Origin of the sequence: Pseudomonas halotolerans, assembly GCF_039581215.1 — a bacterium.
GTDB classification, from domain to species: Bacteria; Pseudomonadota; Gammaproteobacteria; order Pseudomonadales; family Pseudomonadaceae; genus Aquipseudomonas; species Aquipseudomonas tehranensis.
Genome location: NZ_JBCNTJ010000011.1, coordinates 59,933 through 75,672 on the forward strand (window position 1 = coordinate 59,933; position 15,740 = coordinate 75,672).

A 15,740-nucleotide genomic window follows, 5' to 3' on the forward strand; every position below is an offset into this window, starting at 1 on the left:
CTGAGGGCCTATAGCTCAGTTGGTTAGAGCAGAGGACTCATAATCCTTTGGTCCACGGTTCAAGTCCGTGTGGGCCCACCATACAAAAAGCCGCGCATTGCGCGGCTTTCGCGTTTCTGGCGGAACCATCGCGGATACGGCCCTATGGTCCAAATGAGCCTGTCCTTCATGGGCTCGGTAATTATTGATCGCGACACGTAGCCGCCATTTCACTTTTATTAAATTCTTTGGAACCCTTCTTCCGGCACGGTCACTCAGGGGTAAGGATGTCGCCGCTCATAGCGTCCAGGTTGAGATGTGTCGGAGCGGGGGAGTGATTGGCCGGGGGGGCGCGTAGGCCACCGGAGTCATTTGCATTCTTCTATCTGCCGATCACTCAGAGGAAAATGCCATGGATACGATTAATGTAGGTGCAAGCGGCTCGCTCAGTCGTGTACCTGATGGGATACAGCAGGAAGCAGCGCAACAGGCCTCTCATTCTCCTAACCTCGGCTCTATCGGGTTAGCGATGAGCATGCGCCTTGAAAAACATTTCGAGGCTCACCTCGAAACAGACGCTGACTCCGGCCAACCCGCCCCCCCTGCCTCAAGCGCCCGCAACGCGGAGCTGAACGCCATTCGCGATGACCGGGCTCAACGGTTAGAGGTGGGGGGTTATAACGTCCACGACATGGAGAAGGCGGAAAAAAACGCAGCCAGAGCCGACAGACTATTTGCGTCAATAAAGTCCGGGATGGGGGGGACGCCCTTTGCGGCGGTTACCGAGGCAGGTAATTTCAAGCCGTCCATCCTGCAGGTAGCGGGCAAGCATGCCAATACCGTACGCGAAGCGGCTATAGAGAACGCTATGGCGTGCTTGTATGCCGGCATGGCGGATGCTGCCGGCAACAAGACCATCGCCGGTTTTAAGCCTGGTTATTACCTTAAACCTGATAGCAAGACACTACACCCGGCGCTTCAAGCATCCGTGGCGCAAAAGCTGCTGGCCCTGGACAAAGGTCCATTGCGCAATGCCTTCGACGAAGCCAATAAATGGCTTACCGGGTTTGCCGTACGTAATACAGCAATGTACGCGTCAACGCTGGCCATGACGGCTGCTGGCAAAGAGAACCTGGATGCAATCCTGCAGCCCGCCCTCCGACCGGTCACGGCTATCATCGTGGGTATGGCAATTGAGCATTACAATGTAAGCCGCGACCGCACGAACCATTTAGCTGACCCTGCAATGCTCTATGGCCGTCGAGATGCTGTACCGGAGGGGCAGGCTCACAAGCCCATTGATCAAGACACCGAATGGCTGGACGACTTCAAGACTTTGAAGGATCTCGATGCCACTGCCCTGGTTAAGATGGTCTCCGCACGGCTCGGTGAAGGCGCGGCTACGGCTTTGAATGCGGTCATCAGCGGCGATGCCTTGAAAGAGATAGTAGACCCGGTCAGTGTGGTAGGAAACGGTCTCCTGATTGGCGGTTTTTCTGCAATGGGCGCGGGCACAGCCGCCACCGCTAACTTGGCCAAGTCCAAGGAACTGGGAAAAATGGCGGCTACCGCGGCCTCGGAGGGGGTAAAAAACGTATTGGGCACCGTGGCGTTCGGGTTGTGGGCAGCTGGCGCCTCGCTAGGTGGGTCGTTGCCGAAAAAAGCCACCGCTGCAGTCGATGCCCATGTACCAAAAGCAGTAGAAGGGAGCGCAGATGCAGCTGGCAGGGTGGCGGTCAAGGGCGGTGAGCTTGCACTCAAGACATCGCTCACCGGCGCCAGATTTGCCAAAGAAACAGCTGTTTCAGGGGCCAAGCACACCAAAAGTGCAGTTCAAGCGGCAGGGGACGGAGTCATCAGCGCCGCCGGCGCCATCGGCACCACCTCCCAGTTGGCCTGGGACAAAAGTATTGGAGCGCTGAGGCAACGCGCGGTGGGCAGCTCTCAAGGCCAAGCCGGTGATGGTCAGAACATCCCCATGCAACCGCTCGCCGCTACGCAGGCCCCCGCATCGTCCTCAGCACCCGCGCGTCCCCCTGCTCAGGATGGTAGCGATATCGTGTAGCAGCCTTCTGCGTCGCTCAGTGTCATCTTAGCGTGATGAGGTGGTTCCAAGGACACGCGCATAGGCAACCCTGCCGACCGACAGCTCATCCTTTTCGATGGCGATGACCTTCTGTCGCGTGAGCGAGATTGGCCTGGGTCAGACCGTCATAGGCTGGATAGGTCCCGGGATCTCCGGGCTGCCGCTATCCCACAGCCCGCTTCTGCAAGGCACATGACCGCGGTTGCCATGCATAGAACCGTTCCGGCGTCTGATTAAGCATCACTCTCAGGGCGCCGAAACTACCGCTCTGTAGTACAGTTGCGCCCGCCAGGGCCCGGCCACTGCCAGCGATAAAGGCCGGTGCTGCCCTCGAACGACTCGACGGTGCCATATTGCGGGTTTTCGGATCGGAAACGATCGGCGGCATCGAAACGTCCGAAGACGAGAAATCGGATGTAAAACCAGGCATAAACTGATCGCGGGACGCTCAAGAGAGCGGCTTCGCCGATAATAAGAAATATAGGAGAAACAGATGGAATTCCTGCAAACGCTGTTTGGCTATGTCGACAGCCTCACGTGGGGGTGGTCGCTCATACCCATTCTCGTGGTCTTCGGCGTGTTCATCACGATTATGTCGGGTTTCGTCCAGTTCGAATTCTTCGGCCGGATGTTCCGCGTGCTCTCAGGCAAGAACCAGAACAGCGACCCCAACAACCTCAGTGCGCGACAGGCGCTGCTGGTATCCGTGGGCGGTCGCGTGGGCGGAGGAAACATTGCCGGTGTCGCCGTCGCGATCACACTGGGTGGGCCCGGCGCGGTTTTCTGGATGTGGTGCATCGCGCTCGTCGGCATGGCGACAAGCCTCGTCGAATGTACGCTTGCCCAGATTTATAAGCGCACCGACGGTGAGCACTCCTTCCGTGGCGGCCCCGCCGACTATATCCGGCATGGCCTTGGCTCGAACTACAACTGGCTTGCGATCGTTTATGCGGTCTGCCTGCTGGCGGCCTTCGGCCTTGGCTTCAACGCCTTTCAAGGCAACACAGTTGCCGGCGCGATGCAGGATTCGTTCGGGATCAGCCGCTTGGTGACTGGAGCGCTACTGGTGCTTGTCACCGGGTTCGTGATCTTTGGTGGCATCAAGCGCATCGCCAAGGCGGCCGACGTCGTGGTGCCCGTCATGGCACTGGGTTACCTGGCGCTTGCCCTGATCGTCATCGTGATGAACATCGGTGAAATTCCGGCACTCTTCGTACGCATCGTCTCCAGTGCCTTCGGCTATGAAGAAGCCATCGCCGGTGGCATGGGGGCTGCGATTGCACAAGGCTTGCGCCGCGGCCTGTTCTCAAACGAGGCGGGGCTGGGTTCCGCACCGAACGTGGCAGCGACTGCGCTGGTACACCACCCGGTCAGCCAGGGCATCACCCAATCGTTCTCGGTCTTCATCGACACGATCGTGATTTGCTCGTGCACGGCTTTCATCATCCTGCTGGGTGATGTCTATGTTGCCGGGGCAACAGGCATTGACGGTGTCGTGCTGACACAGCAGTCACTGGCCAGCCATTTTGGTGAGTGGTCGCGCTATGCGTTGAGCCTGGCGATCCTGCTCTTCGCCTTCTCGTCCATCATCTACAACGTCTACCTGGGCGAAAACGCATTGGCAGCCATCACCCCCTCCAAACCGGCCCTGCTGGTGCTGCGCGTGTTTATCCTGGGCTTGATTTTCCTCGGCGCCGCGGCCCCGAACGCCACCTCGGTGTTTTTCTTCTCAGACCCGATGATGGGCATTCTGGCACTTGTAAACCTGATTGCGATTCTGATGCTGTTCCCTACTGCAATACGGGTGATCAACGACTTCCGCGCGCAGTTGAAAGCCGGTGTGGCAAGGCCGGTATTCGATCCGGCAAAATTCCCCGATCTGGATCTCGACCGCAAGGCATGGGATATCAATCGCTGGAAATGATCCTGGCCGGCCGCAGCCGGGATTGGGCTGCGGCCACATCTGAAACGGGCTGATACCCGCATCGCCAACTCTGCAGGTACTGCCGCCATGACCAACGTCATGGCGGCAGGCATTTCCCGACCGCATCCCAATGGAGTAGGTGGCAAAGGCATGCGAGCCTGTAACATGCCAGCCACCGATATCCACGCCGGAGCCCATCTTGTCTGACACCCGCCCTCCCGTCCTCGACGAAATCGACCGCCAACTGATTGCCGCCCTGCAAATCAATGCCCGGGAAAGCGTCGCCATGCTCGCGCGACAATTGGGCATCGCCCGCACCACCGTGACGTCGCGGCTGGCGCGGCTGGAAAAAACCAGAGTCATTACCGGATACGGCGTGCGTCTGGGGCAGCGGGTGATTGACGGCGGGTTGCAGGCTTATGTCGGCATCAAGGTTCAACCGCGCTCCGGCAAGGACGTGCTGCGGCGCTTGAGTGCGATGGCCCAGGTCCAGCAACTGTGTGCGGTCAGTGGCGAATTCGACTATGTGGCCTGGCTGCGCACGGACTCACCGGAGCAGCTGGATCAGTTACTGGATCAGATTGGCAGCGTGGATGGGGTGGAGAAAACCACCACTTCGATCATCCTCAGCAGCAAGATCGATCGAGGGCAGCCGGTCTAGAGTGTGCGACTTGACGTGCGCGTGATGCCGTCGGGCCGGCTAGCTCGCTCCCCAGAGGCCGGGTTTCGTCATTAGGATCAATGAATACGTCAAAATGACTATAAATCATCCAAAACGACGACACATTGCGTCTTATTAACGTGTTTCACCCTCTCTAGAATGGCTGGCATCTTTCCTATACTCAGACGCGAAAGCCGCGTCGAGTCGCCCAATCAAGGTCAGCCATGAACAAGAACAATCGCCACCCAGTAGACGGCAAGAAGCCCATCACCATTTTCGGTCCGGACTTTCCTTTCGCTTTTGACGACTGGATCGAGCATCCCGCCGGCCTGGGCAGTATTCCCGCCCACAACCACGGGGCGGAAGTCGCGATTGTCGGCGCCGGGATTGCCGGTCTGGTGGCGGCCTACGAGTTGATGAAGCTGGGCCTCAAACCGGTGGTCTACGAAGCGTCGAAAATGGGTGGGCGCCTGCGCTCACAGGCGTTCAACGGCGCCGAGGGTGTCATTGCCGAACTGGGGGGCATGCGGTTTCCAGTGTCGTCCACGGCGTTCTATCACTACGTCGACAAACTGGGCCTGGAGACCAAACCGTTTCCCAACCCTTTGACCCCGGCCTCGGGCAGTACCGTCATCGATTTGGAAGGCCAGACCTACTACGCACAAAAGATGGCCGACCTGCCGGCATTGTTCCAGGAAGTGGCCGATGCCTGGGCGGATGCACTGGAGGACGGTTCGCGCTTCGGCGATATCCAGCAGGCGATTCGCGACCGCGACGTGCCACGCCTCAAGGCACTGTGGAACACCCTGGTCCCCCTGTGGGACGACCGCACTTTCTACGATTTCGTCGCCACGTCCAAGGCGTTTGCCAAACTCTCGTTCCAGCACCGTGAAGTGTTCGGCCAGGTTGGTTTCGGCACCGGCGGCTGGGATTCAGACTTCCCCAACTCGATGCTGGAAATCTTCCGCGTGGTGATGACCAACTGCGACGATCATCAGCACCTGGTGGTTGGCGGTGTCGAGCAGGTGCCCCATGGCATCTGGAAACATGTGCCGGAGCGCTGCGCGCATTGGCCAGAAGGCACCAGCCTGAATTCGTTGCACCTGGGGGCCCCGCGCAGCGGTGTCAAGCGCATCGCGCGCGCCGACGATGGCCGGTTCAGCGTGACCGACGTGTGGAACAACACCCGCGAATATGCTGCGGTGCTGGTCACCTGCCAAAGCTGGCTGCTGACCACCCAGATCGAATGCGAAGAGGCGCTGTTCTCGCAAAAAATGTGGATGGCCCTGGACCGCACCCGCTACATGCAGTCGTCGAAGACTTTCGTGATGGTCGACCGACCGTTCTGGAAGGATAAGGACCCGGAAACCGGTCGTGACCTGATGAGTATGACGCTCACCGATCGTCTCACCCGTGGCACCTATCTGTTCGACAACGGAGACGACAAGCCGGGAGTCATCTGCCTGTCGTACTCGTGGATGAGCGACGCGCTGAAAATGCTCCCCCATCCGGTGGAAAAGCGTGTGAAGCTGGCGCTCGACGCCTTGAAGAAGATTTACCCCAAGGTGGACATCGCCGCACGGATCATCGGCGATCCGATCACCGTGTCCTGGGAAGCCGACCCGCATTTCCTCGGCGCATTCAAAGGGGCCCTGCCCGGCCACTATCGTTACAACCAGCGCATGTACGCACATTTCATGCAGGACGACATGCCGGCCGAACAGCGAGGGATCTTTATCGCCGGCGATGACGTCTCATGGACACCGGCCTGGGTTGAGGGCGCGGTACAAACCTCGCTCAATGCCGTGTGGGGAATCATGAAACACTTCGGCGGTGAAACCCACCCCGAGAACCCGGGGCCTGGTGACGTGTTCGACGAAATCGGTCCGATCGCCCTGCCCGAATAAAAGGAGTTTTTGATGCGTGTAGCCCTTTACCAATGTTCACCGCTGCCGCTGGACCCGGCCGCCAACCTGCAACGCCTGCACCAGGTGGCGCTGGAGGCCAGGGGCGCCGATGTGTTGGTGTTACCGGAAATGTTCCTGACCGGCTACAACATTGGTGTCGACGCGGTGAATGTATTGGCCGAGGTCTACAACGGCGAATGGGCGCAGCAGATCGCTCGCATCGCCAAGGCGGCCGGTCTGGCGATCGCCTATGGCTACCCGGAACGCAGCGAAGATGGGCAGATTTACAACGCGGTGCAACTGATCGACGCCCATGGCGAACGCCGGGCAAATTATCGAAAGAGTCACCTGTTTGGCGATCTGGATCACGCGATGTTCAGCGCTGGCGATAGCGCATTGCCGATTGTGGAGCTCAACGGCTGGAAGCTCGGCTTTCTGATCTGCTATGACCTGGAATTTCCGGAAAACGCCCGACGCCTGGCCCTGGCCGGTGCCGAACTGATCCTGGTGCCCACCGCCAACATGCAGCCTTATGAGTTCATCGCCGATGTCACCGTGCGCGCCCGAGCCATCGAAAACCAGTGTTTCGTGGCTTACGCCAACTATTGCGGTCATGAGGGTGAATTGCACTACTGCGGCCAAAGCAGCATCGCTGCCCCGGATGGCAGCCGCCCGGCCCTTGCGGGGTTGGACGAGGCCTTGATCGTGGGTGAGCTGGATCGGCAACTGATGGAAGAGTGCCGCGCGGCCTACAACTACCTGCATGACCGCCGTCCTGAGCTTTATGACGACTTGCACAAACACTGATTGAGAACGCCCCCTAATCCGCTAGCATGAGCGCTTCTCTGTTCTGGAAACGCTCATGTCGGCCGCCGATTCCTTCCGCCCCCACACTGAAACCCTGGCTAATGGCTTGCAAGTGACATTGCGCCATGCCCCTGGCCTCACGCGTAGCGCTGCGGTGCTGCGGGTGGCGGTCGGCAGCCATGATGCCCCCCTTGGCTGGCCGGGGCTGGCGCACTTCCTCGAACATCTTTTCTTTCTCGGCACTGAGCGGTTTCCCACAGGGCATAACCTGATGGCCTACGTGCAGCGGCATGGCGGCCAGGTCAATGCCCGCACCAGCGAACGCACCACCGATTTCTTCTTCGAATTACCGCCGGCGGCCTTTACCGGCGGTCTGGAACGACTGGGGGACATGCTCTCCCATCCGCGCCTGGATGAAGCCGACCAATTGCGCGAGCGGGAAGTGCTGCACGCGGAATTCATCGCCTGGTCCCAGGATCCAACGGCCCAGCGGCAGGTGGCCTTGCACGAAGGACTGTCCGCAGCTCACCCATTGCGCGGTTTCCATGCGGGCAATCGCGACAGTCTCGCGGTGCAGCAGGCCGAGTTCCAAAGGGCACTGCAAGACTTTTATCGAAGGTTCTACCAGAGCGGCCAAATGACGCTGAGTCTGGCGGGCCCGCAAAGCATCGAAGCCTTGAAGGCACTGGCCGAGCAGTTCAGCGGCGATGTGCCTGCGGGTGAAGCGGTCACTCGGCAGCCACCGCCGAAGCTGATGGCATCGCCCCAGGCCGGTTATCAACAGATCAGCACAGGGCGTCTCGATCTGCTGTGCGCCCTCGAGGGCTTGCCCGTCGCCTCGCCGCAAGCCATGGATTTCCTCTGCACCTGGCTGAACAACAGTAAACCGGGCGGCCTGCTCGCCACCTTGCGTCAGCGCGGTCTGGCTGACAGCCTCGAAGCTTCGACGCTGTACGAGTTTGCCGGGCAGGCGCTGGTACACATCGCGTTCAAACTCGGCAACGATCAAACGCTGAACGATATTCAGCCATTGCTGCACGATTGGTTGGGATTTTTCGCAGGCCAGGACGACTGGACGCCCTTGCGCGATGAGTTCACCGCCCGGCTGCAACGTTGGCAGGAGACGGCGGCGGCCTTGCAACTGGCCCGCTGGGACAATGAAGCTCGCGATGTTCGACTGTCGGAAAACGATCTGTCACGGCTCAGGGAAATCCTCAAGCAATTGCACCCGTCGCAGAGCGTCACCGGGCAATGGCAACTGCCCGCGCCCAACCCGTTCCTGCAAATGGCCAGCGAAGCCCCCCGTACCGGGTTGATACGAGGCCAGACCAGCGCCCATCGCGGTCTGCGCACCTTCGCCCAGGACCGTTCCCGCGGCCGACGGGAACGCTCCCCCATGCAGTTCAGCCAGGGGCTGGCGGACAACACCCCGCAAGGCGCGGTGTACCTGCGCTGGCGACTGACAACGCGCCCCCCCCTCGACCTCTCGGCCAGGCTAGACCGCCATCTGCAGGAGCTGCGTGAAGATGCGCGTCAGGCCGGCGTGGAAGTCACCTTTGAGTGCTGCGCCAACCCATGGCTGCTGAAGCTGGTTGGCCTGCAGGCACCGATGCCCTTGGTGCTTGAGCACATCCTGACGAAGCTGGAACAACCGCTGCCGCCGGCGCCCGCGAGGAACGAAACGCCGCTGATGCCGATTCGGCACCTGTTGAAGGAGCTGCCGAATCATTGCCAGCGAAACGCCCAATCATCAGCCTTGGCGCTGACCGAAAGCGACCCTGACGTGTGGACGACGGCGCAATGGGACGGACTGGCCATCGGCCTGTCGGCCGCCACCCAGGGAGCAATGGGCCCGGCGCTGGCCCGGGTGCCCGGCATTGCCGCCCAGCAAGCCCAACCGACCTCCCCTTGTGGGCCGCCGATCTGGCACACCCTTCAAGCCCATGGCGACGAACAGGCCGTGTTGTTGTTTTGTCCCACGCCTACTCGAACCCTGCCCGACGAAGCCGCCTGGCGGATGCTGGCACAGCTGTGTCAAACACCGTTCTACCAACGCCTGCGGGTCGAGTTGCAGTTGGGTTATGCGGTGTTCAGCGGCGTGAAGCAGATCGATGGGCAAACCGGTTTGTTGTTTGGTGTCCAATCACCCAACACCTCGGCGGCCCAGTTGATCGCCCATATCGACCAGTTCCTGAGCGGCCTGCCGGACCTGCTCCGACAGCTCGACGATTCGACGCTAGCCAGTCAGCAGCAGGCCCTCGCCGCCCAATTCCAGAGCGCCACCCTGCCCTGCGCCCAAGCGTCGGAACTGCTCTGGCAGGGCAAACTCGCTGGCCACCCGTCGGATTATCTTGAGCGATTGTCCGATGCCATCATGCGTGTGGATCGAGAACATCTGATGGGCGCCGTGCGGCATCTGATTAGCGCCGAAAGTGCACGCTACTGCCTGACCAATGGAGCCTGCCCTGGAAAGCCTTGGAACGCGGTGCCGTGATCATTACAGTCTGTGCAATGAGCTTTCTTAGAGAATTGCAGCCAACGAATATGTCAGATTTAGTAACATAGCCGCCTAAGCATCTGAACATCTCCCTTCGGAGGTGGACTATATGTATAGGTCTCAACCGACCCATCCTGATGACATCATCCCACCTAAAGGAGTATTTCCATGTCTTGGTCCAAACCCGCATATATCGACCTGCGTATCGGTTTCGAAGTCACCATGTACTTCGCCAGCCGTTGATTGCTGCAGGCGGTTAAACGCGCAGCACAACGCCTCGGTCAGCCGGGGCGTTTTTTATTTCGGTTTGCAGATGGAGCGGCCATGTTTGTCCAGATTCTAGGTTCCGCCGCCGGCGGCGGTTTCCCTCAGTGGAATTGCAACTGCGCCAATTGCGCAGGTTTTCGCAACGGCAGCCTGCGAGCCCAGGCACGCACCCAGTCGTCCATCGCCATTTCCGATGATGGCGTGAACTGGGTGCTGTGCAATGCCTCCCCGGACATTCGCGCCCAGCTCCAAGGGTTCGCCCCGATGCAACCGGGTCGGGCACTGCGGGACACCGGGATCGGCGCCATCATTCTGATGGACAGCCAAATCGACCACACCACCGGCCTGCTCAGCCTGCGCGAAGGCTGCCCGCATCAAGTCTGGTGCACCGACATGGTTCATGAAGACCTGAGCACAGGTTTTCCGCTGTTCAACATGCTGACCCACTGGAACGGCGGGCTGAGCTGGAACCGCATCGAACTCGACCAAAGCTTCAAGATCCCCGCCTGCCCGAACCTGCGCTTCACCCCACTGCCGCTGCGCAGCGCCGCACCGCCCTATTCACCGCACCGCTTCGACCCGCATCCGGGCGACAACATCGGCCTGATCGTCGAAGACCTGCGCACCGGCGGCAAACTGTTCTACGCCCCCGGCCTGGGCAAGGTCGACGGGCCGTTGCTGGAGATCATGGCCGCCAGCGATTGTCTGTTGGTGGACGGCACGATGTGGGACGACGATGAAATGCAGCGTCGGGGCGTCGGCACCCGCACCGGTCGGGAAATGGGCCACCTGGCGCAGAAGGGGCCCGGCGGGATGATCGAAGTGCTGGAGCAACTGCCCAATCAGCGCAAGGTCCTTATTCATATCAACAATACCAATCCGATTCTCGACGAAGACTCGCCCGAGCGGGCCGAGCTTGTACGTCGAAAGATTGAAGTGGCCTACGACGGAATGAGTATTGAGTTGTAGGACGGGCGCGACGATTGTGGGGGTGGGTGCGCTGTGTCAGCCAATCGCTGCTGGCTGATGAGACGCCATCGCGAGCAGGCTCGCTCCCACAGTAGTTTGAGTCGTACCGGATATTTCATGCGTTACAGATCGAGTGTGGGAGCGAGCCTGCTCGCGATGGGACCAACCCTGACGCCACAGAATCCACGGGAATTACCCGGAGACCGAAATGACTGACACCCCCTTGTCCCCCGCCGAGTTCGAAGCGGCCCTGCGTGCCAAGGGTGCGTATTACCACATTCATCACCCGTATCACGTGGCGATGTATGAAGGCCGCGCCACTCGCGAGCAGATCCAGGGCTGGGTCGCTAACCGTTTTTACTATCAGGTGAACATCCCGCTCAAGGATGCCGCGATCCTGGCCAACTGCCCGGACCGGGAAATCCGCCGCGAGTGGATCCAGCGCCTGCTCGACCATGACGGCGCGCCCGGCGAAGACGGCGGCATCGAAGCCTGGTTGCGGCTGGGTCAGGCGGTTGGCCTGGATCCCGATCAACTGCGCTCCCAGGAACTGGTGCTGCCGGGCGTGCGCTTCGCGGTGGATGCCTACGTCAACTTCGCCCGCCGCGCCTCTTGGCAGGAAGCCGCCAGCAGCTCCCTGACCGAAATGTTCGCACCGCAGATCCATCAGTCACGCCTGGACAGCTGGCCGCAGCATTACCCCTGGATCGACCCCGCCGGCTACGAGTATTTCCGTACCCGCCTGGGCCAGGCTCGACGTGACGTGGAGCACGGCCTGGCGATCACCTTGCAGCATTACACCACCCGCGAAGGCCAGGAGCGCATGCTGGAGATTCTCCAGTTCAAACTGGACATCCTCTGGAGCATGCTCGATGCCATGAGCATGGCCTACGAATTGAACCGCCCGCCCTATCACAGCGTGACCGGGCAACGGGTGTGGCACAAAGGAATTAGCTTATGAGTTTTGACCGCAGCAAGACCCCACGCTGGCGCCCCGGCTATCGTTTCCAGTACGAGCCGGCACAGAAGGGCCACGTGCTGCTCTATCCTGAAGGCATGATCAAGCTCAACGACAGCGCTTCGCTGATTGGCGGCCTGATCGACGGTGAACGGGATGTGGCCGCCATCATTGGCGAGTTGGCCAAACAGTTCCCCGACGTGCCGGAACTCGGTGACGACATCGAGCAATTCATGGAGGTCGCCCGTGCAGAGCATTGGATCGAACTTGTCTGACGCCACAAGCCTGCCGCCCAAGCCTGAAGTCGGCCTGCCGCTGTGGCTGCTGGCCGAGCTGACCTACCGTTGCCCGTTGCAATGCCCGTACTGCTCCAATCCGCTGGACTTCGCCGAGCAGGGCAAGGAGCTGAGTACCGAGCAGTGGTTCAAGGTGTTTCGCGAGGCTCGTGAGATGGGCGCCGCGCAACTGGGCTTTTCCGGCGGTGAGCCGCTGGTGCGCCAGGACCTGGCCGAACTGATCGCCGAGGCGCGCAGGCTGGGTTTCTATACCAACCTGATCACCTCCGGCATTGGCTTGACCGAGCAGAAAATCAGCGATTTCAAAAAGGCCGGCCTGGACCACATCCAGATCAGCTTCCAGGCCAGCGACGAACAGGTGAACAACCTGCTGGCCGGTTCAAAGAAAGCCTTCGCGCAAAAACTGGAAATGGCCCGAGCGGTCAAGGCCCACGGCTATCCGATGGTGCTGAACTTCGTCACCCATCGGCACAACATCGACAAGATCGACCGCATTATCGAGCTGTGCATCGCCCTTGAAGCCGACTTCGTCGAACTTGCCACCTGCCAGTTCTACGGTTGGGCACAGCTCAACCGCGTCGGCCTGCTTCCCACCCGGGAACAACTGGTGCGCGCCGAACGTATCACCAACGAATACCGCGCCAAGCTGGAAGCGCAAGGCAATCCGTGCAAGCTGATCTTTGTCACCCCGGACTATTACGAAGAACGTCCCAAGGGCTGCATGAACGGCTGGGGCAGCATTTTCCTGACCGTCACCCCGGACGGCACCGCACTACCCTGCCACGGCGCCCGCCAACTGCCGGTACAATTTCCCAACGTGCGCGACCACAGCATGCAGCACATCTGGTACGACTCGTTCGGCTTCAACCGTTTCCGCGGCTATGACTGGATGCCCGAGCCGTGCCGCTCTTGCGATGAAAAAGAAAAGGACTTCGGCGGCTGTCGCTGCCAGGCCTTCATGCTCACGGGCGATGCCAGCAATGCTGATCCGGTGTGCAGCAAATCCGCACATCACGGTGTGATTCTTCAGGCTCGGGAAGATGCCGAGCATGCCACGCAAACCATTGAACAACTGGCCTTTCGCAATGAACGAAACTCACGCCTCATCGTTAAAGGCTGATTCTTTCAGCGCCACCCAGGCCGTGGCGGCAGGCATCGACTTCGCTGAACTGCAGGCCGGGCCCCTTGGCCTGTTCTGGAATGAATACCGTCCCGAAGACGGTGCCTGCCGGATCTGGCACTGGCAGGAGGGCAAGGCCCGATGCCTGACCCCGGACGGGTTCAGTGCACGTAGCCGGGTTTATGAATATGGCGGCGGATCGTTCTGCCTGAGCAACGACGGCGTGCTGTTCGTCAATGAAGCCGACCAGCAGGTGTACTACCAATCGCTGGCCGGCGAACAGCCCGTGGCGCTGACCTCAGGTGAGTGTCGATATGGCGATCTTCACTTCGTTTGCGGCCAGGTGCTGGCGGTGGAGGAGCAGGCCAATCAGCATCGCTTGGTCTCGATCGGCCTGGCAGATCATCAGCGCCATCTGCTGGCCGAAGGTGCGGACTTCTACGCCGCGCCGATCTTGAGTCCGGATGGTCGACGGCTGGCCTGGATTGAGTGGAGCCGCCCCCATCAACCGTGGACGTCAACCAGACTGATGCTGGCCGAGCGCAACGCGGGTGCCTGGGGCGAGCCGCGTTGCGTAGCGGGCAGCGCCAACGAGGAGTCCATTCAGCAACCGCGTTTTGATGATTGCAGTCGCCTCTATTGCCTGAGCGATCGTGCCGGTTATTGGCAACCCTGGATTGAATCGGCCGACGGCCTGGAGCCGCTGCCCGCCGCCGACGCCGATCACGCCCCTGCGCCCTGGCAACTGGGCGGCTGTACGTGGCTGCCGCTGGGCCAAAGCGCTTACCTGGCGAGCTGGACCGAGGCGGGATTCGGGCGACTGGGCCTTTGCCGCAGCGGCGATGTATACGAGGATTTCACCGGCCCCTATTCGCGTTTCCGCAGCCTGGCACTCGATGAGCGGTTCATCTATGCCATCGCCGCTTCGCCAGTCAGCCCGTCGGCGGTGATTGCGATTGACCGGCAAAGCCATGCAGTGGTGACGCTTGCCGGTGGCGTCGCACCGCTGCCCGCCGAACACATCAGTCGCCCCCGAACCCTGCGCTATCCCTCGGCTTCCAGCCTAGCCCACGGGTTCTTTTACCCGGCCATGAACGCCGAAGAAAAGCCGCCGCTGGTGGTGTTCATCCATGGCGGACCGACCTCGGCGTGTTATCCCATCTTTGATCCGCGCATCCAGTACTGGACCCAGCGCGGCTTTGTCGTCGCCGACCTCAATTATCGCGGCAGCAGCGGTTATGGCCGAGCCTATCGACAGGCCCTGTATTTGAACTGGGGCGTGGTGGATGTCGAGGATGCTTGCGCGGTAGTCACGTACCTGGAGGAGCAAGGTCTGATTGATGGCCGTTGCGCGTTCATTCGTGGCGGCAGTGCCGGGGGCTATACAACTCTTTGCGCCCTGGCGTTCCATGACGTGTTCCGTGCCGGCGCCAGCCTCTATGGCGTCAGCGACCCCGTCGCCCTGGCCCACGCCACGCACAAATTCGAAGGCGATTATCTGGACTGGCTGATCGGCGACCCGCAACAGGACGCCGCACGCTACCGGGACCGCACGCCATTGCTGCACGCTGATCAGATCCGCGCCCCGGTGATATTTTTCCAGGGTGAACTGGATGCCGTGGTCGTGCCGCAGCAGACACGTGCCATGGTCGAGGCACTGCAGAACAACAGCGTCGCGGTAGAAGCGCATTACTACGCCGATGAACGCCATGGCTTTCGCAAGGCGATCAACCAGGCTCATGCGCTGGAGCATGAATGGTTGTTCTATCGCAGGGTGATGGATGGGCCCCTATAGGGCAAATGCAAAACCAAATGTGGGAGCGAGCCTGCTCGCGATAGCGGTGGATCAGTCCATGGAGATGTTGACTGGATCTACCGCTATCGCGAGCAGGCTCGCTCCCACAGGTTATCTACAGCTATGAATTCTCAACGCTTGGCGATGATATACACCGCGTGCACGATGCCCGGGATGTAACCCAACAGAGTCAGCAGAATGTTGAGCCAGAAAGCCCCGGCGAAACCGACTTGCAAAAACACACCCAACGGCGGTAGCAGAATGGCGATGATGATTCGAATGATATCCATGGATGACTCCTGATGGGCGATGGCCACATTGCCATATAGCTCATGGACACCCGACCGCTCGTCAGGGTTCAGTGAGAAGCCATCCAGAAGGAATAAAGCGCGGGAAGATAAAAACGCGGGCAAAAGAAAACCCCGCCGAAGCGGGGCTTTGCAGACTGTTTCCCTGACATCCATTTCGCTCCGC

The 15,740-nt window shown here is 60.4% G+C and carries 13 protein-coding genes, 1 tRNA gene and 1 pseudogene; 13 read left to right on the forward strand and 2 right to left on the reverse strand.

The genetic code is table 11. The annotated features are described in order from the left end of the window. Nucleotides 1-4 precede the first annotated feature (4 nt). Nucleotides 5-81 (forward strand) — tRNA-Ile (locus AAIS01_RS16100). A gap of 310 nt (nt 82-391) precedes the next feature. Beyond that, entirely contained in the window at nt 392-2,044 is a 1,653-nt protein-coding gene (locus tag AAIS01_RS16105) for a RopAA-2 (protein ID WP_343469739.1), read from the forward strand. Nucleotides 2,045-2,071: 27 nt separating this feature from the next. Here AAIS01_RS16105 and AAIS01_RS16110 read toward each other — a convergent pair. After that, nucleotides 2,072-2,170, reverse strand: a pseudogene (locus AAIS01_RS16110) (transcriptional regulator); the annotation flags it as partial. A 388-nt stretch (nt 2,171-2,558) separates the two neighbouring features. Here AAIS01_RS16110 and AAIS01_RS16115 point away from each other — a divergent pair. The 11 genes from AAIS01_RS16115 (at nt 2,559) to AAIS01_RS16165 (ending at nt 15,266) form a co-directional block, all read left to right on the forward strand. Further along, nucleotides 2,559-3,989 carry an alanine/glycine:cation symporter family protein gene (locus AAIS01_RS16115; protein ID WP_343469740.1) on the forward strand — a complete coding sequence of 477 codons (1,431 nt, stop codon included), beginning with the start codon at nt 2,559-2,561 and terminating at the stop codon, nt 3,987-3,989. 199 nt (nt 3,990-4,188) lie between these two features. Next, on the forward strand, nt 4,189-4,650 hold the full coding sequence (locus AAIS01_RS16120) for an Lrp/AsnC family transcriptional regulator (RefSeq protein WP_092455661.1): 462 nt from the start codon (nt 4,189-4,191) through the stop codon (nt 4,648-4,650). Between the two features lie 224 nt (nt 4,651-4,874). Then, the gene (locus AAIS01_RS16125; RefSeq protein WP_343469741.1) at nt 4,875-6,557 is read left to right on the forward strand and encodes a flavin monoamine oxidase family protein; all 1,683 of its coding nucleotides are present in this window, start codon (nt 4,875-4,877) and stop codon (nt 6,555-6,557) included. A gap of 12 nt (nt 6,558-6,569) precedes the next feature. Continuing rightward, a complete protein-coding gene (locus tag AAIS01_RS16130; RefSeq protein ID WP_343469742.1) occupies nt 6,570-7,364 on the forward strand; it encodes a carbon-nitrogen hydrolase family protein in 795 nt (264 codons plus the stop codon). 55 nt (nt 7,365-7,419) lie between these two features. Further along, nucleotides 7,420-9,858, forward strand: coding sequence for a pyrroloquinoline quinone biosynthesis protein PqqF (gene pqqF / locus AAIS01_RS16135; RefSeq protein ID WP_343469743.1), 2,439 nt, complete (start codon nt 7,420-7,422; stop codon nt 9,856-9,858). A 171-nt stretch (nt 9,859-10,029) separates the two neighbouring features. Continuing rightward, nucleotides 10,030-10,104: a pyrroloquinoline quinone precursor peptide PqqA gene (gene pqqA, locus AAIS01_RS16140; protein WP_003177660.1), complete on the forward strand. Its 75-nt coding sequence runs from the start codon at nt 10,030-10,032 to the stop codon at nt 10,102-10,104. An 81-nt stretch (nt 10,105-10,185) separates the two neighbouring features. Next, the gene (gene pqqB / locus AAIS01_RS16145) at nt 10,186-11,097 is read left to right on the forward strand and encodes a pyrroloquinoline quinone biosynthesis protein PqqB (protein ID WP_343469744.1); all 912 of its coding nucleotides are present in this window, start codon (nt 10,186-10,188) and stop codon (nt 11,095-11,097) included. 208 nt (nt 11,098-11,305) lie between these two features. After that, nucleotides 11,306-12,058 carry a pyrroloquinoline-quinone synthase PqqC gene (gene pqqC / locus AAIS01_RS16150; RefSeq protein ID WP_092455666.1) on the forward strand — a complete coding sequence of 251 codons (753 nt, stop codon included), beginning with the start codon at nt 11,306-11,308 and terminating at the stop codon, nt 12,056-12,058. Further along, complete coding sequence (gene pqqD, locus AAIS01_RS16155) at nt 12,055-12,330, forward strand: pyrroloquinoline quinone biosynthesis peptide chaperone PqqD (protein WP_047228106.1); 276 nt, start codon at nt 12,055-12,057, stop codon at nt 12,328-12,330. The genes pqqC and pqqD overlap by 4 nt, the downstream gene beginning before the upstream one ends. Before the next feature lie 10 nt (nt 12,331-12,340). Then, complete coding sequence (gene pqqE / locus AAIS01_RS16160; protein ID WP_343469822.1) at nt 12,341-13,471, forward strand: pyrroloquinoline quinone biosynthesis protein PqqE; 1,131 nt, start codon at nt 12,341-12,343, stop codon at nt 13,469-13,471. Beyond that, nucleotides 13,437-15,266, forward strand: a complete 1,830-nt coding sequence (locus AAIS01_RS16165; RefSeq protein ID WP_343469745.1) for a S9 family peptidase — start codon at nt 13,437-13,439, stop codon at nt 15,264-15,266. Before pqqE ends, AAIS01_RS16165 begins: the two co-directional genes overlap by 35 nt. 131 nt (nt 15,267-15,397) lie before the next feature. Here the strand turns inward: AAIS01_RS16165 and AAIS01_RS16170 are convergent, their stop codons facing one another. Next, nucleotides 15,398-15,556 carry a YqaE/Pmp3 family membrane protein gene (locus AAIS01_RS16170; RefSeq protein ID WP_092400858.1) on the reverse strand — a complete coding sequence of 53 codons (159 nt, stop codon included), beginning with the start codon at nt 15,554-15,556 and terminating at the stop codon, nt 15,398-15,400. Nucleotides 15,557-15,740 lie beyond the last annotated feature (184 nt).